The sequence below is a fragment of the Klebsiella sp. CN_Kp097 genome, from assembly GCF_040064495.1.
Lineage (GTDB): Bacteria > Pseudomonadota > Gammaproteobacteria > Enterobacterales > Enterobacteriaceae > Klebsiella > Klebsiella aerogenes.
In genome coordinates this window covers 33,363-54,164 of record NZ_JBEAIL010000001.1, presented here as the reverse complement: position 1 = coordinate 54,164, position 20,802 = coordinate 33,363, and the positions used below count along the sequence as shown (strand labels likewise).

General features: G+C 55.5%; 19 protein-coding genes. 17 read left to right on the top strand and 2 right to left on the bottom strand.

Annotated features, from left to right (window positions below):
• Positions 1 to 2: 2 nt before the first annotated feature.
• The 4 genes from gabD to csiR all read left to right on the top strand — a co-directional run bounded on the left by gabD (position 3) and on the right by csiR (position 5,001).
• Positions 3 to 1,451: an NADP-dependent succinate-semialdehyde dehydrogenase gene (gabD, locus tag ABLV07_RS00285; RefSeq protein WP_015368063.1), complete on the top strand. Its 1,449-nt coding sequence runs from the start codon at positions 3 to 5 to the stop codon at positions 1,449 to 1,451.
• Positions 1,452 to 1,465: 14 nt separating this feature from the next.
• Positions 1,466 to 2,749, top strand: coding sequence for a 4-aminobutyrate--2-oxoglutarate transaminase (gene gabT / locus ABLV07_RS00280; protein WP_063402249.1), 1,284 nt, complete (start codon positions 1,466 to 1,468; stop codon positions 2,747 to 2,749).
• 113 nt (positions 2,750 to 2,862) lie between these two features.
• Positions 2,863 to 4,263 carry a GABA permease gene (gabP, locus tag ABLV07_RS00275; protein WP_015704496.1) on the top strand — a complete coding sequence of 467 codons (1,401 nt, stop codon included), beginning with the start codon at positions 2,863 to 2,865 and terminating at the stop codon, positions 4,261 to 4,263.
• A gap of 45 nt (positions 4,264 to 4,308) precedes the next feature.
• Positions 4,309 to 5,001, top strand: coding sequence for a DNA-binding transcriptional regulator CsiR (gene csiR / locus ABLV07_RS00270; RefSeq protein ID WP_032707503.1), 693 nt, complete (start codon positions 4,309 to 4,311; stop codon positions 4,999 to 5,001).
• A gap of 1 nt (position 5,002) precedes the next feature.
• Here the strand turns inward: csiR and ABLV07_RS00265 are convergent, their stop codons facing one another.
• Both ABLV07_RS00265 and ABLV07_RS00260 read right to left on the bottom strand, forming a co-directional pair.
• Positions 5,003 to 5,371, bottom strand: coding sequence for a hypothetical protein (locus tag ABLV07_RS00265; RefSeq protein WP_023325096.1), 369 nt, complete (start codon positions 5,369 to 5,371; stop codon positions 5,003 to 5,005).
• A gap of 108 nt (positions 5,372 to 5,479) precedes the next feature.
• A complete protein-coding gene (locus ABLV07_RS00260) occupies positions 5,480 to 6,373 on the bottom strand; it encodes a LysR substrate-binding domain-containing protein (RefSeq protein ID WP_126027538.1) in 894 nt (297 codons plus the stop codon).
• 149 nt (positions 6,374 to 6,522) lie between these two features.
• Here ABLV07_RS00260 and ABLV07_RS00255 point away from each other — a divergent pair, with 149 nt between their 5' ends.
• From ABLV07_RS00255 to ABLV07_RS00195, 13 genes are all read left to right on the top strand, one after another.
• Positions 6,523 to 7,533 carry an aldo/keto reductase gene (locus ABLV07_RS00255; protein WP_015704493.1) on the top strand — a complete coding sequence of 337 codons (1,011 nt, stop codon included), beginning with the start codon at positions 6,523 to 6,525 and terminating at the stop codon, positions 7,531 to 7,533.
• 44 nt (positions 7,534 to 7,577) lie between these two features.
• On the top strand, positions 7,578 to 8,375 hold the full coding sequence (locus tag ABLV07_RS00250; protein WP_015704492.1) for an SDR family oxidoreductase: 798 nt from the start codon (positions 7,578 to 7,580) through the stop codon (positions 8,373 to 8,375).
• 32 nt (positions 8,376 to 8,407) lie between these two features.
• Positions 8,408 to 8,824, top strand: a complete 417-nt coding sequence (locus tag ABLV07_RS00245; RefSeq protein ID WP_015368056.1) for an SRPBCC family protein — start codon at positions 8,408 to 8,410, stop codon at positions 8,822 to 8,824.
• 157 nt (positions 8,825 to 8,981) lie between these two features.
• Positions 8,982 to 9,194, top strand: a complete 213-nt coding sequence (locus tag ABLV07_RS00240; protein ID WP_015368055.1) for a DUF1471 domain-containing protein — start codon at positions 8,982 to 8,984, stop codon at positions 9,192 to 9,194.
• A 371-nt stretch (positions 9,195 to 9,565) separates the two neighbouring features.
• The gene (locus ABLV07_RS00235; protein WP_015704489.1) at positions 9,566 to 10,969 is read left to right on the top strand and encodes an undecaprenyl-phosphate glucose phosphotransferase; all 1,404 of its coding nucleotides are present in this window, start codon (positions 9,566 to 9,568) and stop codon (positions 10,967 to 10,969) included.
• Positions 10,959 to 12,245 (top strand): outer membrane beta-barrel protein, encoded by a 1,287-nt coding sequence (locus ABLV07_RS00230; protein WP_046884053.1) that lies wholly within the window; start codon positions 10,959 to 10,961, stop codon positions 12,243 to 12,245. The genes ABLV07_RS00235 and ABLV07_RS00230 overlap by 11 nt, the downstream gene beginning before the upstream one ends.
• A complete protein-coding gene (locus tag ABLV07_RS00225; protein ID WP_032707499.1) occupies positions 12,242 to 12,796 on the top strand; it encodes a polysaccharide biosynthesis/export family protein in 555 nt (184 codons plus the stop codon). The genes ABLV07_RS00230 and ABLV07_RS00225 overlap by 4 nt, the downstream gene beginning before the upstream one ends.
• Before the next feature lies 1 nt (position 12,797).
• The gene (locus ABLV07_RS00220) at positions 12,798 to 14,885 is read left to right on the top strand and encodes a polysaccharide biosynthesis tyrosine autokinase (protein WP_046884054.1); all 2,088 of its coding nucleotides are present in this window, start codon (positions 12,798 to 12,800) and stop codon (positions 14,883 to 14,885) included.
• 5 nt (positions 14,886 to 14,890) lie between these two features.
• Positions 14,891 to 16,108 carry a capsular polysaccharide biosynthesis protein gene (locus ABLV07_RS00215; protein ID WP_015704485.1) on the top strand — a complete coding sequence of 406 codons (1,218 nt, stop codon included), beginning with the start codon at positions 14,891 to 14,893 and terminating at the stop codon, positions 16,106 to 16,108.
• Positions 16,099 to 17,481: a hypothetical protein gene (locus ABLV07_RS00210; protein WP_020079551.1), complete on the top strand. Its 1,383-nt coding sequence runs from the start codon at positions 16,099 to 16,101 to the stop codon at positions 17,479 to 17,481. Before ABLV07_RS00215 ends, ABLV07_RS00210 begins: the two co-directional genes overlap by 10 nt.
• Positions 17,474 to 18,499, top strand: coding sequence for a glycosyltransferase (locus ABLV07_RS00205; protein WP_015704483.1), 1,026 nt, complete (start codon positions 17,474 to 17,476; stop codon positions 18,497 to 18,499). The genes ABLV07_RS00210 and ABLV07_RS00205 overlap by 8 nt, the downstream gene beginning before the upstream one ends.
• Positions 18,480 to 19,694, top strand: coding sequence for a glycosyltransferase family 4 protein (locus ABLV07_RS00200; RefSeq protein ID WP_015704482.1), 1,215 nt, complete (start codon positions 18,480 to 18,482; stop codon positions 19,692 to 19,694). The genes ABLV07_RS00205 and ABLV07_RS00200 overlap by 20 nt, the downstream gene beginning before the upstream one ends.
• On the top strand, positions 19,691 to 20,791 hold the full coding sequence (locus tag ABLV07_RS00195) for a glycosyltransferase family 4 protein (protein ID WP_045361643.1): 1,101 nt from the start codon (positions 19,691 to 19,693) through the stop codon (positions 20,789 to 20,791). The genes ABLV07_RS00200 and ABLV07_RS00195 overlap by 4 nt, the downstream gene beginning before the upstream one ends.
• The last annotated feature ends 11 nt before the right edge of the window (positions 20,792 to 20,802 follow it).

The window sequence follows — 20,802 nt, the reverse complement described above, 5'->3', positions numbered from 1 at the left end:
TTATGCAACTTAAAGATGCAACTCTGTTTCGCCAGCAGGCGCTAATTGATGGCCAGTGGCGCGATGCGCAAAACGGCGACGTGATTGCGGTGACCAACCCCGCCAACGGCCAGCAGCTGGGTAGCGTGCCGAAAATGGGCGCCGACGAAACCCGCGAAGCGATTGAAGCCGCCAACCGCGCCCTGCCAGCCTGGCGTGCCCTGACCGCCAAAGAGCGCGCTACGCTTCTGCGCCGCTGGTTCGATCTGATGATGGAGAACCAGGACGATCTCGCCCGTCTGATGACCCTCGAACAGGGGAAACCGCTGGCGGAAGCCAAAGGCGAAATCAGCTACGCCGCCTCCTTTATTGAGTGGTTCGCCGAAGAAGGTAAGCGCATTTACGGCGATACCATTCCCGGCCATCAGGCCGACAAGCGCCTGATCGTCATCAAGCAGCCCATCGGCGTTACCGCCGCCATCACCCCGTGGAACTTCCCGGCGGCGATGATCACCCGTAAAGCGGGCCCGGCGCTGGCCGCCGGCTGCACTATGGTTCTGAAACCGGCGAGCCAGACGCCGTTTTCCGCGCTGGCGCTGGCCGAACTGGCGAATCGCGCCGGTATTCCCGCCGGGGTATTTAACGTGGTCACCGGCTCTGCCGGGGCTGTCGGCAACGAACTGACCAGCAACCCGCTGGTACGCAAGCTCTCCTTCACCGGCTCGACCGAAATTGGCCGCCAGCTGATGGAACAGTGTGCGAAAGACATCAAAAAAGTGTCGTTAGAACTCGGCGGCAACGCGCCGTTTATCGTCTTTGACGACGCCGACCTCGATAAAGCCGTCGAAGGGGCGCTGGCGTCGAAATTCCGCAACGCCGGGCAGACCTGCGTCTGCGCCAACCGTCTGTATGTACAGGACGGCGTCTATGACCGTTTCGCCGAGAAACTGCAGCAGGCGGTGGAAAAGCTGCGCATCGGCGACGGCCTGCAGGACGGGGTCACCACCGGCCCGCTGATCGATGATAAAGCGGTAGCTAAGGTCGAAGAACATATTGCCGACGCCCTTGCGAAAGGCGCGCGCATCGTCACCGGCGGCAAACCGCACGCGCTGGGCGGCAACTTCTTCCAGCCCACCATCCTGGTCAACGTCCCGAGCAGCGCCAAAGTGGCGAAAGAAGAGACCTTCGGCCCGCTGGCGCCGCTGTTCCGCTTTAAAGATGAAGCCGATGTCATTGCCCAGGCCAACGATACCGAATTCGGCCTCGCCGCCTATTTCTACGCCCGCGACCTGAGCCGCGTCTTCCGTGTCGGCGAAGCGCTGGAGTACGGCATCGTTGGCATCAATACCGGCATTATTTCCAACGAAGTCGCGCCATTCGGCGGCATTAAAGCCTCCGGTCTGGGCCGCGAAGGTTCGAAGTACGGCATCGAAGATTATTTAGAAATCAAATATATGTGTATCGGCCTTTAACAGGAGAGCAGGACATGACCAACAATAAAGCGTTAATGCAGCGCCGTAGCGACGCGGTGCCGCGCGGCGTCGGACAAATTCACCCTATCTTTGCCGACCGTGCGGAGAACTGCCGGGTATGGGACGTTGAAGGCCGTGAATATCTCGATTTCGCCGGCGGTATCGCGGTGCTGAACACCGGCCACCTGCACCCTGAGGTGATCGCCGCGGTGGAAGGCCAGTTGAAGAAGCTGACCCACACCTGCTTCCAGGTGCTGGCCTACGAGCCCTACCTGCAGCTGTGCGAAATGATGAACCAGAAAGTGCCCGGCGATTTCGCCAAGAAAACCCTGCTGGTGACCACCGGTTCGGAAGCGGTGGAAAACGCGGTCAAAATCGCCCGCGCGGCGACCGGGCGTAGCGGGACCATCGCCTTTACCGGTGCCTATCATGGCCGTACCCATTACACCCTCTCGTTAACCGGTAAAGTGAACCCTTACTCCGCGGGCATGGGGCTAATGCCGGGCCACGTCTATCGCGCGCTCTATCCGTGCGCGCTACACGGCATCAGCGATGATGACGCGATCGCCAGCATCCATCGCATCTTCAAAAATGACGCCGCGCCGGAAGATATCGCCGCTATCGTCATTGAACCCGTCCAGGGCGAAGGCGGTTTCTACGCCGCCTCCCCGGCCTTTATGCAGCGCCTGCGCGCGCTGTGCGACGAGCACGGCATCATGCTGATCGCCGATGAAGTCCAGAGCGGCGCGGGCCGTACCGGCACGCTGTTCGCGATGGAGCAGATGGGCGTGGCGCCGGATATCACCACCTTTGCCAAATCCATCGCCGGCGGTTTCCCGCTGGCGGGCGTCACCGGACGGGCGGAAGTCATGGACGCCATCGCGCCGGGCGGATTGGGCGGCACCTATGCCGGCAACCCAATTGCCTGCGCCGCCGCGCTGGCGGTACTCAAGGTTTTCGAACAGGAAAACCTGTTGGAAAAAGCCAATCAGCTCGGCGACAAGCTGCGTAAAGGCCTGCTCAATATCGCCGAAACACATCGCGAAATCGGCGACGTCCGCGGCCTGGGGGCGATGATCGCCATTGAACTCTTTGAAGAGGGCGATCACAGCAAACCCAACGCCAAACTGACGGCGGATATCGTCGCCCGCGCGCGGGATAAAGGCCTGATCCTGCTCTCCTGCGGGCCGTACTACAACGTGCTGCGTATTCTGGTGCCGCTGACTATCGAAGATGCGCAGATCGCGCAGGGACTGAAGATTATCGCCGACTGTTTTAACGAAGCTAAACAAGGCTAACACTCCTGCACCGGATGGCGACGCTCACGCGCCCCGTCCGGTTGCCTGTCGGTCGGATTGGGCGCAATCGCCATCCGACAAACGGTGCCAAAAAACAATAAAAGGGGTTAATGATGGGGCAACTGTCGCAATCACATGATTTAGGGGGCGGGCTGAAATCACGCCACGTCACCATGTTATCTATTGCCGGCGTTATCGGCGCAAGTTTGTTTGTCGGTTCCAGCGTCGCCATTGCCGAAGCGGGCCCGGCGGTGCTGCTCTCCTACCTGTTCGCCGGGTTATTGGTGGTGATGATTATGCGTATGCTGGCCGAAATGGCCGTCGCCACCCCGGATACGGGCTCCTTTTCGACCTACGCCGACAAAGCGATCGGCCGCTGGGCGGGTTATACCATCGGCTGGTTGTACTGGTGGTTCTGGGTCCTGGTGATTCCCCTGGAAGCCAATATCGCCGCCATTATTCTCAACTCGTGGATCCCCGGCGTACCGGTATGGCTATTCTCGCTGGTCATCACCCTTGCCCTCACCGGCAGTAATCTGCTGAGCGTCAAAAACTACGGCGAATTCGAGTTCTGGCTGGCTATCTGCAAAGTTATCGCCATTCTGGCCTTTATCGTGCTGGGCGCGGTGGCCATCACCGGCTTCTATCCCTATGCCGAAGTGAGCGGGATTTCGCGTCTGTGGGATCACGGCGGCTTTATGCCTAACGGCTTCGGCGCGGTGCTCAGCGCGATGCTTATTACCATGTTCTCATTTATGGGCGCGGAGATCGTCACCATTGCCGCCGCCGAATCGGATACCCCGGATAAACATATCGTTCGCGCCACAAATTCCGTAATCTGGCGCATCTCTATCTTCTATCTGTGCTCCATTTTCGTGGTCGTCTCGTTGATTCCGTGGAACATGCCGGGGCTGAAGAACGTCGGTTCATACCGTTCGGTACTGGAGTTACTGCATATCCCCTACGCCAAACTGATTATGGACGGGGTGATCCTGCTGTCGGTGACCAGTTGCCTGAACTCGGCGCTGTATACCGCTTCGCGAATGCTCTATTCCCTGAGCCGCCGCGGCGATGCGCCAGCCATAATGGGCAAAACCAACCGCAGTAAAACGCCGTATGTGGCGGTGCTGCTCTCCACCGGCGCGGCCTTCTTAACCGTAGTGGTGAACTACTATGCCCCGGCGAAGGTATTTAAATTCCTCATCGATAGCTCCGGCGCCATCGCCCTGCTGGTCTATCTGGTCATTGCCGTATCTCAGTTGCGGATGCGCAAAATCCTGCTGGCGAAAGGCGGTGAAATTCGCCTTAAGATGTGGCTCTATCCGTGGCTCACCTGGCTGGTTATCGCCTTTATCACCTTCGTACTGGTAGTGATGCTGTTCCGTCCGGCGCAGCAGCTGGAGGTCATTTCCACCGGCGCGCTGGCGATCGCTATCATCTGTACGGTGCCGATTATGTCGCGCTGGAAAAAGCTGCTATTGTGGCAAAAACTGCCGCTACAAAATACGCGTTAACCCTGTACCCGGCGCAGGCCGGGAAATGTATTCAGGAGCAAGACTATGACCGCCATTCCCCAAGCGACGGCCATTGATGGATACCGCTGGTTGAAGAACGACATCATCCGCGGCGTTTATCAGCCTGATGAAAAACTGCGTATGAGCCTGCTGACGTCGCGCTATGAGCTTGGCGTCGGGCCGCTGCGGGAAGCGCTCTCGCAGCTGGTGGCCGAGCGGCTGGTGACGGTGGTCAATCAAAAAGGCTATCGCGTCGCCTCGATGTCCGAGGCGGAACTCCTCGATATTTTCGATGCCCGCGCCAATATGGAAGCCATGCTGGTGCGCCTCGCCATTGAGCGCGGCGGCGATGAGTGGGAAGCCGAGCTGCTGGCCCGCGCGCATCTGCTTAATAAGCTGGAATCCAGCGAAGCAAGTGAGCGCTTACTCGATGAATGGGATCAGCGCCATCAGGCGTTTCATACCGCCATTGTCGCCGGCTGTGGTTCGCAGTATTTACTGCAGATGCGCGAACGGCTGTTCGATCTGGCGGCGCGCTACCGCTTCATCTGGCTGCGCACCACGGTGCTGTCGGTAGAAATGCTGGAAGATAAACATGTCCAGCACCAGACGCTGCTGGAAGCCATTCTGGCGCGAGATGCCGAGCTAGCCAGCGCGCTCATGCGCGAGCACTTACTTACCCCCATCCCGATTATCCAACAGGCGATGGCCGGCAAACTGCTGTCGCAGCAATCCTGATTCAGGCAGCGGGCTTTTTATAATACGGCAGTTGTGTGACCGGATACTCGTAGTGTTCCTCCACCACGCAACGGTCCGGCGTCGCCATTCCCGAGTAGAAGAAAAAGTACTCCTGACTGTCCGGGAAAAAGACCAGATCGTCGCCGTTGCGAAAGCTGGTTACCCGATAGGGAATATGATTTTTGGTCTGCGCCTGACGCATGCCGGAAGCCACCTGGAAATGGTCGCCCCACTTCATGGTCGATAGCTGGTAATGGAAACGCGAGATGGTCACATTTTTGCGTAAAGAGCAGGACAATTTTACCGCTGTGCCGGCGAAAGCCGGAGAAAGAAAGAAGCTTAATAAACTGATAGATAATAGAAATTTCATGAAGGTCTTATAATTTTAGGGTCAATATTTGACGGTAACATGATTTTCCTGCGCAGGCAGGGATCGCGGCGGATTTTCTTGCCGCCGCGCCCTATTCCAGGAATATTCCTAATTATTCTCGCCGCGTAGCACCTCGCGAAAGTGCATCACCAGCGGGCGCTGGTTGGCTTTGTGCCATACCGCCCACAGCTGGGTCGAATAGCTCATCCATGGAAGTTCCCGCAGCACGACCCCCTCAGGGGCGTTATGCCGCAGGCTGTGCTGGATCAGCGCCACGCCCAGTCCCGCCGCCACCAGCCCCAGGGCCGTTAATGGCTCTCCGGCTTCCAGACGAATATCCGGATTAAAGCCCGCACGCACGCAGGCGGCGACGAAATCATCGCGCGAATGGGCATCGTCGTTATGGATAACCGCGATCCACTGCTGATCGGCCAGCTGCGCTGGCTGCAAGTTTTCCGCCGCGGCCAGCGGATGATTCTGCTGCAAAGCCAGCAGCATCCGGTCATCAAGCACCTGGGTATACTCCAGATCCTGTTCGCCCGCCGAAGGCGGCATGTCCACCAGCGAGAAGTCCAGGCTGCGCTGGCGCAGGCCCTCAATCTGCGTGGCGGGCGGCTGGCTATACAGCGCAATATGCACGTCCGGGCGCGACGTTCGCAGGGTGCGCAGAGCGGTAGAAAGCACGCCCGAGTGCATGGCGTTTTCGATATAACCGATACACAACCCGCCATCTTCGCCGCGCCCCAGCCGTTTACCTAATGATTCGAGACGGTTGGCGTGGGTCAGCAACGAGCGCGTTTCGGCCAGAAACGTCTGCCCGTCCGCCGTCAGGCGAATACGCTGCTGGTTACGTTCAAACAGCATGAGCCCAAGGCGCTCCTCCAGCTGGGCTATCTGGCGGCTGAGCGGCGACTGCGAAATATGTAAGCGTTCGGCGGCACGGCCAACATGCTCCTCTTCCGCTACCACCACAAAGTACTTCAACTGGCGTAAATCAATCATGTGAGACCTCAAAGGACTTAAGTCAGACGAATTATGTCCTATCAAGTCATAACACCGCAAGGTATTGTGATCTCCGTCACAGGGCGACAGCACAAATCGCCCGCACAGAACCCTTCCCAGACGGGAACCCAATATCGAGGACATCTTAGATGAGCATCAAACATATTCTGCCAGGCAACATTGGTTTAGGCGGCGCGCCGCTGGGTAACATGTTCCGTAACATCCCGGAAGACGAGGCGCACGCCACCGTCGCCGCCGCCTGGGATCTGGGCGTTCGTTACTTCGATACCGCACCGCTGTACGGGTCCGGTCTTTCTGAAATCCGGATGGGCGAAGCGCTCTCGCAATACCCTCGCGACCAGTTCGTTCTGAGCAGCAAAGTCGGCCGCATCATGCTTGATGAAATGGAAGACCCGGCGACGCGTGATTTTGGTGAGAAAGGCGGTCTTTTCGAATACGGCCTGAAGAACAAAATCCTCAACGACTACTCGGCCGACGCCACCCTGCGTTCTATTGAAGACAGTTTAAAACGGCTGAAAACCGACCATCTCGACATCGTATGGATCCACGATCCGGCGCAAGATTTCTACGGCGACAGCTGGCTGGAGCAGTTCAACATCGCCCGTACCGGCGCCTTCCGCGCGCTGACCCGCCTGCGTGAAGAAGGCGTAATAAAGGCATGGGGGCTGGGCGTGAACCGCGTCGAACCTTGCGAATTGACCTTAGCGCTCGACGAGCCGAAGCCTGATGCGTTCCTGCTGGCTGGCCGCTACTCGCTGCTGGACCACAAACGCGCCCTGCAGCGCCTGATGCCGGAAGCGCTGGAACAGAATGTCGATATTGTCGTCGGCGGCCCTTACAGCTCGGGCGTTCTCGCCGGCGGTGAACACTTCGAATACCAGAAAGCCTCTGCGGCGATCCACCAGCAGGTGGCGCAGATCAAGGCCATTGCCGCCCGTCATCAGGTGGATGTGAAAGCCGCTGCGCTGCAGTTTGCCCTGGCTCATCCGGCGGTGGCCGCCGTAATCCCAGGCTCCAGCCGTCCGGGCCGTATGGCGGAAGATCTGGCCGCGCTGAAAGCGACCATCCCAGCCGCTTTCTGGGATGAGATGCGCAGCCAGAATCTGGTGGCTGATAACGCGCCGCTGCCGATTCGTTAATTTTAGCGGGGCCGCAGGGCCCCTCTTAAAACAAGAGAGACAACATGAAACTGGATCTAACCCATAAAGTCGCCGTGGTGAGCGGCTCCACTTCCGGCATCGGACTGGGCATCGCTAAAGGCCTTGCCAGGGCGGGCGCGACCGTGGTCATCGTCGGCCGTCAACGGCGCGGTGTTGATACCGCCATAGCGGCGATTAATGCCGAATACCCCGATGCGCAACTGCGCGGAGTGGTCGCCGACCTCAGCACTGAAGAAGGCGTCAGCGCCCTGCTCGCCGCCGAGCCGCATGCTGATGTGGTGGTTAACAACCTCGGCATCTTTAACGATAAAGATTTCTTTAGCGTGCCGGATAGCGAGTGGCTGCACTTTTATAACGTCAACGTGCTTTCCGGCGTGCGCCTGTCGCGCCACTACGCGCAGGGGATGATCGATAACGGCTGGGGACGCATTATTTTCGTCTCCTCGGAATCCGGCGTCGCGATTCCTGCCGACATGATCAATTACGGCGTGACCAAAAGCGCCAACCTCGCGGTCTCCCACGGACTGGCGAAACGGCTCGCTGGTACCGGCGTCACCGTTAACGCCATTCTACCTGGCCCCACCTTCACTGAAGGTTTGCAGGAGATGCTGGCGGAGGCCGCTACGCAATCTGGCCGCAGCCCGCGTGAGCAGGCTGATGAATTTGTAAAGACCGCACGCCCAAGCTCGATTATCCAGCGGGCGGCGGACGTCGACGAAGTGGCGAACCTGGCGGTATATCTCGCCTCGCCGCTCTCGTCGGCCACCACTGGCGCGGCGCTGCGCGTCGATGGCGGCGTCGTCGACACCCTGGCAATGTAATTCTAATTATCTGAAATAAAGAGAGAAATAAAATGGCTACTACCACTGTATCTATCGAAATCCCGGCATCTGTCGACCAGGTCTGGCAACTGATGGGCGGCTTTGACTCGCTGCCCGACTGGCTGCCGTTCATCCCGAAAAGCGTGGTGAGCGAAGGGGGGCGCGTGCGTACGCTGACCACATCCGATGGCGGCACGGTCATTGAACGTCTGGAAGCGTTTGATAACCGCCAGCGCAGCTATAGCTACTCGATCATCCAGGCGCCGTTCCCGGTCGTGGATTACCTCTCCACTATCGCGGTAGTGGCAACTGCCGATAGCAATATCACCCGCGTTGAGTGGTCCGGCAGCTTCACGCCGGTTAACGTCAGCGACGCGGATGCCGAAGCGCTGTTCAGCGGTATTTATCGCGACGGCCTGCAGGCGTTGAAAAATAACTTTAGCGCCTGATTGTTGCCAGGAATGGCCGGGCCATTCCTTTTATGAACAAAAGAAGAAAAGTCTATTGCCCGTTGCCCTCTTTTTCAGACAACGGGCGGGACATATCCTTTACGCCATCACGTTGCAACGGGCAACGTTAACGAAACAACTTAACAGGATTATGAACATGAAAACCGTATCGACTATTTTTTCCGCAGCTGCACTTTCACTTTTTGCCTTTACCGCTTCCGCGCATAGCGTGACTGCAACCGGTAATACCCTTGACTCCGCTGAAGCGGTGATTGCCAAAAAAGCGAAAGAGCTGAATGCGACTGATTATAAAATCACCAGCGCCCATATGGGGAATAAGGTGACGATGAGCGCGGAACTGTACAAGTAAAGTCGGGTCCCCTTCAGAGCCCCGGCGACTCAGCATCTTGAGTTGGCCGGGGGCTAAGAATTCTCACTCTCCAGCCGCCGATTGTTTCACTTGCAATTAACCCTGTCCCTTGCATTCCTCTCTGCGTTTACGCTCATCAACAAATAATACTTCGGTATTAATCCCCCTCTATACCGCTTAAATAAGTCTCATAAAGAACATTAAAAAGCAGTTTTATTTTTAAACTGAGATTGGTCGACACTACTCAACTCATAGTCTACAATGATGATTGATAACCATTTATTGCAAATGTGAATGATTATCAGGCTTTCCAGTTAGTTTAAAAAAATAGCATAACGATGTTTAAATAACTCATTTTAAACGAGCAAAAAATGGCAGATAACAATATAAAAATTTATCATTCCCGTTATAGCAAGTTGATAAAACTACTGGACTTTCTCACCGTCAACGTTTTGATTTTTATCTATTTAAAATATTTTTATACTGAACCCACAACCGCTTCCGCGCTCGTTGGAATTATCTATTCATTAGTATTTATAAGAATTAATGAGTATTTTCATTTGTATTCAGGGCAATTTAAAGGGCACTATTTCACAAAATCAGCAGCGCTTATTTTAAGCGTGTGCCTTAGCAGTATTGTTTCATTCTTATTTTTCGTCGTCGCCGAGTGGTTAATTAATACGCAATCAGTCGTTAATTTTATTCCGCTGGCCGCCAGTCTGGCGAAATGCTCAATATTTATATTTCTCATTGTCTTCGTGGTACGGGCAATCACTGCCCATTATCTGTTTAACTCGGTGTTACGGGTCGCGATTCTCGGTATTACGCCCGCGGGCCTGGCCATCGAGCAGGCTTTACAAAAAGAGTACTCACAACGCGGTATCATCATCAGCTATTTTGAAGACCGCAACAACCAGCGAGATAGCCGGCTGATGAGTATCGAAAGAAAAGGCAACTCGCGCGATCTGCTGGCTCTGGCGAAGACAGGCGACGTTGATGAAATTTATATCGCGCTTCCCATGGTTGCACAGCAGCGCATTAAGCAATTTCTCAATGAATTCTCTGACACAACCGTCGATGTATTCCTGGTACCGGACCTGTTCTCTTACAGCTCACATATTTCCCAGCTGCGCATGTTCGGCAATCTGCAAACTATCAGTATCTTCACTTCGCCTTTTGATGGCGAAGGGGCAATCATCAAGCGTATTGAAGATATCATTCTCGGTTCTTTCTTTACCTTAATTAGCCTGCCGGCGATGCTGTTTGTGGCGATTGGTATCAAGCTCACCTCTCCGGGGCCGATTTTATTTAAACAGAATCGTTATGGCCTCAACGGTAAACAAATAGAAGTCTGGAAATTCAGAACCATGCGGGTCATGGAAAATAGCGCCGTGGTCACTCAGGCGACACGCAACGATCCACGCATCACCAAATTCGGCGCTTTTTTGCGTAAAACCTCACTGGATGAACTGCCGCAGTTTTTCAACGTGCTTCAGGGGCGGATGTCGATCGTCGGCCCGCGCCCGCACGCGGTGGCGCATAACGAGCAGTATCGCGTGCTGGTGGAGAACTACATGATTCGCCATAAGGTTAAACCAGGGATCACGGGGCTTGCGCAGATTAACGGCTTCCGCGGCGAGACCGACACGCTGGACAAAATGGAAAAGCGAATTCAGTACGATCTGGCCTACATCCAGTCGTGGTCGCTGTTCCTCGATCTCAAAATCGTCTTTTTGACTTTCTTCCGGGGCTTTGTTGGCAAAAATGCGTTCTAGGTTCGCCGTTCTGGCCGGTTTGCTGTCTGTGCCTTACGCACACGCCGACCTGCAGGCAAAACCGCATACCGGGGTTGCCGGCATCGATTTCGAGAGCCAGTTGGGTTATGACATCGGTTACGATGACAACGTGACCTGGCAGCGCTACGACCAAAATAAAATCGGTTCCAGCTACCAGAATATTAAACCTATCGTCAAAGCTATCGGCGAACGTTATGAAGACCGCTACCTGTTGATGTATTCCGGCGATTACCGCAACTATGGCAACGATAGCGCGGATAATCGCAATAACCATTTTTTTATGTTTAACGGCAAATGGCGATTTGGCAGCATGCACGGGCTGTCGCTGGATCTCGATGAGACGCTGGGTCATGAAGAGCGCGGCCGCGACACCACCGAAGGCTTTTTGCCCGAGCAGTTTAAAGAGTTTGGCATCAACAAGCCGATCGGCACCCGCTTCTTTAACAGCGAGCTGCGTTACAGCTACGGCGCGCCGGAAGGGCGCGGTAAAGTTGAAGTCGCGCTACTGCATAAACAGTTGCGTTTTCGCGACCTCGACAGCATCAAAGACGCCAGCGATGACTTTAACTATTACATGCACGATCAGGAGTGGCATGAAAACAGCCTGGTGGCCGAAGTGTTTGACCAGAAAGCCAAAACGCTGCGCTACCGCTATAGCTTTATCACCAACCAGCGCCGCTACGAGCTGAATCCGTTAAAAGACAGCAATGAGTATTATTTACTGGTCGGCATGAAGAATCGCCTGTCGGGTAAAACGGAGATTAACGGTAACGTCGCCTGGCTCTACAAAGACTTTATCCATAACCCGGACTCACAGGGTTTTAACGGCCTGAACTGGGATATCAACGCCGACTGGAAACCGCTGGAACAAATGAAAGTTAACCTACACAGCTCCCAGCGCATCAAGGACCCCACCGACTCCGGCGGCTATATCCTGGTGTCGAATTTCGGCGTCGGCTATGAACATCACTGGCTGGTGGATCGTTTCTCAACTCTGGTCGATTATTCATATATCACTGAAGACTATAAGCATCAGAGTAATAAGCGCAAAGATAAGTCTAATCTGCTGTCGCTGACCTTTAACTATGATTTCCGACCATCGGTTAACTTTAAGCTGAAGCTGCAATGGAACACCATGCACTCAAATAAAGATACGGACACTTTTTATATTGGCCCGGACTACTCGCATGCGGTTGACCGCACCCTGGGCTACGACGATTCGGCCATTATTTTTATGACGCAGGTACAACTATGACCTTTTTAAACAGGACACTGGTGATGCTTCCGCTGCTGGCGCTACTGCTGGCGGGCTGTTCAACGCCGCCGCAGACCATTAAAACGCCGCCGGACGCCGTCTACCTTTTGGACCAGGGCGATGAAGTCAATATTGCGGTCTCCGGGGAGCAGGATCTGACGATGCGGGTAAAAATCGATAATAGCGGCAGCATTGATTACCCCTATATCGGATCGCTGCTGTTAAAAGGCAAAACGCCTGAACAGGTGAGTAATGAAATCGCCGATAAACTGCGCGGTAACTACCTACAGGCGCCGATGGTCACGGTGAGCATCGCCGAATACCGCAAAGTTTATCTGCTCGGCGAAGTGAAAAAACCGGATGGTTATGCCTGGGAGCCGGGTTTAACAGCGGAAAAAGCCATCGCCCTGGCCGGCGGTTTCACCGACCGCGCCGATCGTCATGATATTCAAATTCGACAGGCCCGCGGCGGAAGGCTGCTGGAAAATGTCGCCGCCGACTCCGCCGTGCAGGCAGGAGATACCATCATTATTGGCATGAGTTTCTTCTGATATGGCAATTTCACTGGTCGAAAACGCGAAAAAGAAAGAAGGCTTTATCGACTTCACGCCTTATTTCAACAAAATTAAGCACAAGCTTATCTGGTGCCTGGCGGTGGTAATTGTCGCCGCCGTGGCGTCATTTATTCTGACGCGCTTTATGTCTTCCAGCTACACGGCGACCGCTACCGTACTGTTCAAAGCGCAGTCGCAGGACGTCTCTCCTCTGCCGCGACTGGAAAACTACGATTCCACGCGCAGCGATTACTACGAGACCAAGTACGCGTTAATGGGGTCACGAGTAGTGCTCGATGCCGCGGTGCGTAAATTAAAACTGGAGCAGGATAGCGAATTTAACGGCGGCGATAATCTCGACGAAACCGCGCGTATTAATAATGCTATTCAGGCGCTGCAAAAAAGCCTGACCATTTCCGGCGTGCGCACCACCCAACTGGTTGCCGTATCGATGGAAGCGAAATCACCGCAGAAAGCCGCCGATATCGCCAACGGCGTCGCCCAGGCCTTCATCGATTACAGCCTGCAGCAGAAGCAAAACACCTTGCTTCAGGCGCAGGGCTGGAACGAAAAAATGATGGACGACCTGAAAACCAAAATGGATCAGCAGAAGGCGGACATCGATAACTTCCTCAAGCAGAACGGATTACTAACCTTCCGCAGCATGGATGGTTATGAGACCGAGCGGCTGGGGATTGTGATTAACCATCTGGCCGACGCCACCCAGCGCCGCCTGAAAGCGCAGACGGTATGGGACAAGGTCCGCCGCCAGCAGGGTAAACCGGTAGAGCAGATTATCTCACTGCCGGAAATCTCCGGCCATCCGCAGGTGCAGGATTTACGCATTGCGCTCATCCAGACCCGGCGCAATCTTTCCGAAGCGGCCAAACACTACGGCCCGCAGCATCCGAAATATCTGCAGGCCCAGGCGCAGCTGCAGGCGGTGAATGCCCAGCTCGGCCAGGTATTGGGCGAGCTGTTTAACGGCCTGCGCCAGCAATATCAAATCGCCCTCGACGATGAGCAGCACTACCAAAAGATGCTCAACGATCAGAAGGCCGATTTCCAGGCGCTCGGCGCCAAGCGCGACCAGTACAACACCATGACTACCGCGCTGAATAAAACCGAAGAGCTTTATAAATCACTGTACCAGCGCGCTAACGAACAGAAATTATCGGAGACCTTCTCGGTACCGGATGAAGTCATTTACGACGCCGCCGTACCGCCGGATCGTCCATCTAAACCCCAGCGCGGCCTGTTGATCGTGATGATTACCCTGATGGCGCTGGCGCTGTATATCATGTACCTGATAGTCAGTACCGCACTGGATAAAACGGTGAATAGCCTCAGCGAGCTCAAAGCGAAAACCTCCCTCGAGGCCAGCGGCGAATTTCCGCTACTGGCGCATCTGGAAAACGCGCAGCAGATTTTCCATAACGTGCTCTACGCCGATATGATCCACAGCCTGCGGCTGGCGTTGCTCAATCAGCGCGATAAACCCGCCACCATCCTGGTGACTTCGGTGCAATCCCGTTCCGGCAGTTCGTATATTGCCGAACTGCTGGCCTGCTCAGCCAGCAAATCGCGTAAAACGCTGCTGATTGACCTCGACTACCTGGCGACTCAGGGGTTATCAGCGAAATTTCCGCAACATAAACAGGGCTTCAGTCAATTGCTGAACGGCGAGTGCATGCCGGAGCAGTCCGTCGTCAAACTGGATGATCAACTGGACTTTATACCCCGCGGCAAGCTCAACGACTCTTCGCTGCTGTTGCTCACCTCTGAACGCCTGCCGGCGCAGCTGGCAACGTTGCATCAAACTTACGATACGCTAATCATCGACGCCCCGGCGCTGAACCAGGCTCAGGATAGCCTGCTGTTGGCGGCACAAAGCGATATGACTCTGCTGGTGGTGAAGGCCGGCGAGCAGGCTCCGCGGATCCGCAAAGCGGAACAACGTCTGCAGAGCGCGGGTAGTAGCCGGGTGGCGAGCGTGCTTAACCAGGTGCGCGAAGAACACCTGGAAACGCAGGAAGGTAAACGCCTGCTTGAGCGCCAGATGCACGAACTCATTGCTCCGAAATAGCGCCTATGAATCTGATTAAGAGTATTTCATCCATCGCCAGTTCATCGGTGCTTTCGCAGCTGATCGGCGCCTTTTCGGTCTGGCTTATCTCTCATCGCTATGGGATGGCGGAGGTCGGCCATTACGCGATGATCTACAGCAATGTACTGATCGGCGCGCAGGTCTGTACCTTTGCCTCGCAGTTGCTAATCCCCCGTCAGGAGGATCACGAGCTTGGGCAAAACGTAGTGTTCTGCCTACTGCAGAGTCTGCTGATGGCCCTCCCCTGGGCGGTCATCACCGGGCTTATCTTCGAACTTAACATTGCGTTTCTCTATTTGCTGACCTTTGGCTATGCGCTGGTGCTGGTGGCGGAAAACCTTTCCCTGCGCGGCGGTAACTATCCTTTCCTGACCTTCCAGCGCATTGCGGTGTCGCTGGTGGTCGCTATTGCGCTGCTGGTGATGCCCAACCCAACGCTGTTTTATCTGGCGTGGATGGTCGGCATCCTGCTGCTGCTGGTCGCCTGCCTGATTCGCCTGTTTAACTTCAAAAGCTTAACGTTGCGCCACTTTTCGATTGCGACGAATGTACGTTTTTTACGCGAGCACTGGCAGCATATCAGCCGCGTCGGCAGCGCCGAGGTACTGGCGATGGCCAGTAATAACCTGCCGACGATGCTGATTAACATCTGGTTCTCGCCGCTGGTCGCCGGCTACTTTTCGGTGGTCAGCCGTTTCTGCCTGTCGCCGGTGATGATTATCGGTAACGCCGTGCGCAACTCCATCTTTTCTAAATGGTCGATGGATTTTCGTAACCGCACCTTTAACTATCCGGAATATAAAAAAGTTCGCCTGCTGCTGCTGGGCGCCGCCGCGGTTTGCATCCTTGGTATCTGGATTTTCTATCCACTGGTGATGCGCCTTGGCTTTAGCGAGGAGTGGCTGAATTCGATCCCCACCTCGCGCTACATGCTGCCTTATCTGTTCGCCGCGCTGGCGGTCAGCCCGCTGACGGTGATCGAACTGATCTTCGGCTCCCGGCGCTACTTTTTGCGTATTCAGATTGAGCAGTTGCTGATTATCGTCATCGCCTTCATCGCCTTGCCGTACTTTGGCGTCAGTTATGAAATCGCCCTGCTGGCCTTCTCGTTCCTGACCTTCGCGCGTTACTTGTTCATTTTGCTCAAAATGAATCAGCGGGCGAAAACGCTTTCGCTGCAGGAGCAGAAAATATGCAGCTAAACACCGGCCGCTATCTCGAAGCCTATGCCCTGATGACGCTGGTGTTCTGCGGTACGGTCCAGTATTTCACCGGTATCGCGGCCGTGCTGTGGCTGCCATTTTTTCTGGTGCTGGTGATGGCGGTGCTGCTCCTGATGCAGAGCCGCCCGCAGCCGCTGGCGCTCACCGGGCGGGAAAAGCTAATACTGGCGCTGTATCTGACCTTTATCGTACTCGGACTGGTCTCAACGGTACTACAGTCAGGGGTCGTCACCGCCATCGTCGGCTTTAAAAACGAGCTGGCGCTCTCGCTGCTGATGTTTTGCATGCTGCTGGGGATGTTTAGTGAATCACAGCTGTACCGTCTGACGCGGCTTTTCTACTGGATCTACTATGTGCAGATCCCGGTCGCTATCTATCAGGTGATTTTCGTGGTGCCTAAACGGGTGGCATTTCGCGGCGAAGATGAGAAATGGGACTCGGTGGTCGGCACTTTCGGCGGCGACCCGATGGGCGGCGGCAACACCGCGGCGATGGGGATGTTCTGTCTGCTGATCATGCTCATGAAAGTGTCAGAGTTTAAGCACGGCATCTGCTCATTTAAATCGCTGGTGATCCACATCGCGCTGGGTTTCTTCCTCTGCGTGGTGGGGGAAGTAAAATTCGTCATTCTGCTGTCACCGTTCCTGCTGGCCCTGCTGTGGATCCTGCCCGGCTACGTGAGCGGCGTGAGTAAAGTTAGCCTGCGATCGCTGCTGATCATCGCCGCCGGCATGGCGCTATTAATTTTTGTCGCCATTACCGTGTTGGCCTCCAACTATTCCTCGGCCTTCGGCGGCGACCCGACCAAAAGCGCGCTGTCGGTGTTTATCGATTCACTGGGCTATATTTTTGATACTAACTACATTATGCCCAGCGGCGAACTGGGGCGTTTTACCACCCTCTTCTTCTGGCTGCAGCATAACGAACTATTTGGTCCTGGCGGCATGCTGTTTGGTTACGGTCTTAACGCCACCAACAGCGGCAGTACCGTCTCGCCAGGCTATATCGGCGTCTGGTATCACCTGATCCTCGATTCCACCGCCTTAAGCATGCTGCTGTGGGAAGTGGGGATTATCGGCATCATTCTGTTCATTGGCACCATCGCCTCAATCCTGGTCGCCATGCGGCCGAAAGAGACCTTTTCGCGCCACGATCTCAAGCTTGAGGATCTGCAACTCCTTAGCGCGGCGCCGGCGTTCTACGTTTTTGTTATCGGCTGTCTGCTCAGCCTGCCCTACAGCCAGATCCTGATGATCATTCCCATGCTACAGTTTTTATTATGGTTATCCCTTGGGGCGCTGATTGTCATCCACCGCGCTGTCCGTCTTAACTCCGGTACCCACTATGAATAAAACGCCATCCATTACCGTCAGCATCAAGACCCTGAACGAAGCGCAGGGCATCGAGAAAACGATCGATAGCGTGCGCAAACAGCTGCAACCGTACCCGCATCAAATCATCGTCGCCGACAGCTTATCAACGGATAACACCCGCGAACTGGCTATCGCGAAAGGCGCGATGGTGGTGTGTCTGGATAACGCCGCCGACCGCTGCTGCGGTATCGGCCACCAGCTGGGCTGGCTGTATAGCGAAGGCGATTATCTGCTGCTGCTGGATGGCGATATGGAGCTGGAGCCGGGCTTTCTGGATACCGCGGTCGAATTCCTGGAAACGCATCCGGAGTACGCGGGAGTCGCCGGCAGCGTCGAGATGGATGATGCCTCTAACTATGAGTTCAAATCGCGCAAGCAGCGCCTGCATCTGATCTATCCACAGGGCGACACCGATCATCTGGGCGGCGGCGGCCTGTATCGTCGTGAAGCGATCGCGAAAATCGGCTATCTGACCAACCTCAACCTGCACGGCTACGAAGAAGCGGAGCTGGGCATTCGTTTACAAGCAGCAGGTTACAAACTGCATCGCCTGGCGGCACCCTACTTTAGCCACGCTTCTTACACCATGCCAACCTTTAAAATGCTGGCCTACCGTTGGAAGAACGGCTTTCTGTGGGCGCCGGGCGAGTTGCTCCGAAACTGCTGGGGTAAAGCCCATTTCCCGGCGGCGCTGCGGATTGTACGTAATGAGCTGCTCTTCACCCTCTATCTGCTGGTTTTACTGATTTGTCTACTGACCTTCAATGGCAAGGTTATCGCCATTGCCCTGCTGCCGCTGCTGGCGTTTATCGCTCTGAAGGCCATTAAAAATAAATCGCTGCGCGATGGCGTGCAGAGCGCGATTAACTTATCGCTATTTTCAGCGGGGCTGCTGCGCGGGGTGATTAATTCAGTGCGCGATCCGATGAAACGCCCGGCGGTGACCGTCTCGAATCCACAGCATATTGATACTGAAAATGAAAATTCTCTTCGTTAACAAATTCTTCTTTATCAAAGGCGGCGCGGAAACCGTTTATTTTCAGGAGCGCGACGCGATGCTGCAAGCCGGCTACCAGGTGGTCGACTTCAGCATGCTGCACGCGGAAAATAAACCGTCGCCGTGGGAGGAATTTTTCGTCCATAACGTCGATTACCACGACAGCCACGGCCTGATGAGCAAAATCAAAGCCGGGGTGGACTTTATTTATAATGCCGAGGCCTGCGCGAAGCTCAACACGCTTTTGTTGCGCGAGCGGCCGGATATTGTTCATTTTCATAATATCTATCATCAGCTTACGCCTGCCGTTATCGGCGTGGCGAAACGCTTTGGCTGCAAAACGGTACTCACCGCCCACGATTACAAAATCGTCTGTCCTTCGTACACCATGTTGCGCGATGGTCATGTCTGCGAAGAGTGTCTGACCGGGTCAGTGATCAACGCTTTTCGTCACCGCTGCCAGCAGGGCGATACTTTCAAAAGTCTGCTGCTATCGTTGGAGGCCTACTGGCAGAAGTTCGCCAAAAATTACGCCATGCTCGACTGTATCATCGCCCCAAGCGAGTTTATGCGCCAGACCCTGCTGCGTAAGCTGCCCGACGCCCGCATTGAAGTGATCGTCAACGGTATTGATGCCAATAGCACCGTCCCCGGCGAAACTGCGGGCGACTATTTTCTCTATATTGGCCGTCTGAGCCGGGAAAAAGGCGTACCGACTCTGGCGCAGGCGCAGCAAAAAATGCAGGAGGCGATGCCGCTTAAGATTGTCGGCGATGGCCCATTGGGCGCAGACCTGCGCGCGCGCTTCAACGGCCCGCAGTTCCTCGGCTATATGAAACACGGCGAGGAGCTGAATAACCTTATTCGCGGGGCCCGAGCGGTAGTCGTCCCCTCTGAATATTATGAAAACTGCTCCATGTCGGTGCTCGAAGCCATGGCTTTTGGCCGCCCGGTGATCGGCGGCAATATTGGCGGTATCCCGGAACAGATCCGTGACGGCGTCGACGGCTATCTGGTTGAACCCGGCAATAGCGACGCGCTGGCGCAACTGATGGACAAACTGGCTGCAGACCCTGAGCTGGCCCGCAATATGGGAATTAACGCCCGCCAGCGGCTGGAAGAAAAATACGATCTCGCCCGCCACATGCAGGTGCTGCAGGCGCTTTATGAACAACTTGTCGGGGAGAAAAAATGACCATCAACGTCACGGTATTAGGCACGCGCGGGATCCCCGATGTGCAGGGCGGCGTCGAAACTCACTGCCAGAATTTATACCCGGAAATCTATCGCCAGGGCAGCGCGGAAGTCTGCGTGATCGCCCGCTCGCCCTATGTGAACTACCGACGCAGCGAATATCAGGGCGTTAAACTCAAGAGTCTGTGGGCGCCGAAAAGCCGTAAATTCGAGGCTATTATTCACTCGGCGCTGGCGGCGTTCAGTACCTTATTCGACGGCTCCAACGTGGTTCACGTTCACGCCGTCGGCCCCGGCCTGGTGGTGCCGTTGCTGCGTCTGCTGGGAAAACGCGTCGTCTTTACCCATCATGGCCCGGATTACGATCGGCAGAAATGGGGCCGGATGGCCAAAGAGATGCTGCGCCTTGGCGAAAAATGGGCGGTGAAATACGCCAATGAAGTGATCGTCATTTCCGAGGTCATCAATAATCTGATTAAGCACAAGCATGGCCGCCATAACGCCCATGTTATCTACAACGGCGTGCGTCAGGCCGACCTGCCTCCTGCGGATCGGCAGGCGGAGATCCTCGATAAATACGGTCTAAAACCGGGCCAGTATATCGTTGCCGTGGCCCGTTTTGTCGAAGAGAAAGGGCTGCACGATCTCGTTGCCGCCTATGCCGCCGCCGGGTGTTCGGTACCGCTGGTGCTCATTGGCGATGCCGACCACGCCGATGAATATAGCGAGCGCCTGAAGCAACAGGCGACCGCCACGCCAAACGTCATCCTCACCGGCTTTATCAGCGGCGCGCCGCTGCATACGCTGTTCTCGCAGGCCGGGCTATTCGTGCTGCCCTCTTATCATGAAGGATTGCCGATCGCGCTGCTGGAGGCCATGTCGTGGTCACTGCCGGTGGTGGTCAGCGACATTCCGGCCAACCTTGAAATTGGCCTGCCGCCAGCGGACTACTTTCCCGTCGGCAACGTTCCGGCTCTGACGCAGAAACTGCAACAATGGGTCGCAGGAGAAAAAGCGGATTACAGCCAGTTTATGCCGAAGTACCGCTGGCCGGAAATCGCCGCGCAAACCGCGCAAGTCTATCAGCGCTTAACGTAAGCAGGTTACTC

Bases quoted from the DNA above. Each gene is read 5' to 3' on its own strand.
- gabD (WP_015368063.1), top strand. From the start codon at position 3: ATGCAACTTAAAGATGCAACTCTGTTTCGCCAGCAGGCGCTAATTGAT.
- gabT (WP_063402249.1), top strand. From the start codon at position 1,466: ATGACCAACAATAAAGCGTTAATGCAGCGCCGTAGCGACGCGGTGCCG.
- gabP (WP_015704496.1), top strand. From the start codon at position 2,863: ATGGGGCAACTGTCGCAATCACATGATTTAGGGGGCGGGCTGAAATCA.
- csiR (WP_032707503.1), top strand. From the start codon at position 4,309: ATGACCGCCATTCCCCAAGCGACGGCCATTGATGGATACCGCTGGTTG.
- ABLV07_RS00265 (WP_023325096.1), bottom strand. From the start codon at position 5,371: ATGAAATTTCTATTATCTATCAGTTTATTAAGCTTCTTTCTTTCTCCG.
- ABLV07_RS00260 (WP_126027538.1), bottom strand. From the start codon at position 6,373: ATGATTGATTTACGCCAGTTGAAGTACTTTGTGGTGGTAGCGGAAGAG.
- ABLV07_RS00255 (WP_015704493.1), top strand. From the start codon at position 6,523: ATGAGCATCAAACATATTCTGCCAGGCAACATTGGTTTAGGCGGCGCG.
- ABLV07_RS00250 (WP_015704492.1), top strand. From the start codon at position 7,578: ATGAAACTGGATCTAACCCATAAAGTCGCCGTGGTGAGCGGCTCCACT.
- ABLV07_RS00245 (WP_015368056.1), top strand. From the start codon at position 8,408: ATGGCTACTACCACTGTATCTATCGAAATCCCGGCATCTGTCGACCAG.
- ABLV07_RS00240 (WP_015368055.1), top strand. From the start codon at position 8,982: ATGAAAACCGTATCGACTATTTTTTCCGCAGCTGCACTTTCACTTTTT.
- ABLV07_RS00235 (WP_015704489.1), top strand. From the start codon at position 9,566: ATGGCAGATAACAATATAAAAATTTATCATTCCCGTTATAGCAAGTTG.
- ABLV07_RS00230 (WP_046884053.1), top strand. From the start codon at position 10,959: ATGCGTTCTAGGTTCGCCGTTCTGGCCGGTTTGCTGTCTGTGCCTTAC.
- ABLV07_RS00225 (WP_032707499.1), top strand. From the start codon at position 12,242: ATGACCTTTTTAAACAGGACACTGGTGATGCTTCCGCTGCTGGCGCTA.
- ABLV07_RS00220 (WP_046884054.1), top strand. From the start codon at position 12,798: ATGGCAATTTCACTGGTCGAAAACGCGAAAAAGAAAGAAGGCTTTATC.
- ABLV07_RS00215 (WP_015704485.1), top strand. From the start codon at position 14,891: ATGAATCTGATTAAGAGTATTTCATCCATCGCCAGTTCATCGGTGCTT.
- ABLV07_RS00210 (WP_020079551.1), top strand. From the start codon at position 16,099: ATGCAGCTAAACACCGGCCGCTATCTCGAAGCCTATGCCCTGATGACG.
- ABLV07_RS00205 (WP_015704483.1), top strand. From the start codon at position 17,474: ATGAATAAAACGCCATCCATTACCGTCAGCATCAAGACCCTGAACGAA.
- ABLV07_RS00200 (WP_015704482.1), top strand. From the start codon at position 18,480: ATGAAAATTCTCTTCGTTAACAAATTCTTCTTTATCAAAGGCGGCGCG.
- ABLV07_RS00195 (WP_045361643.1), top strand. From the start codon at position 19,691: ATGACCATCAACGTCACGGTATTAGGCACGCGCGGGATCCCCGATGTG.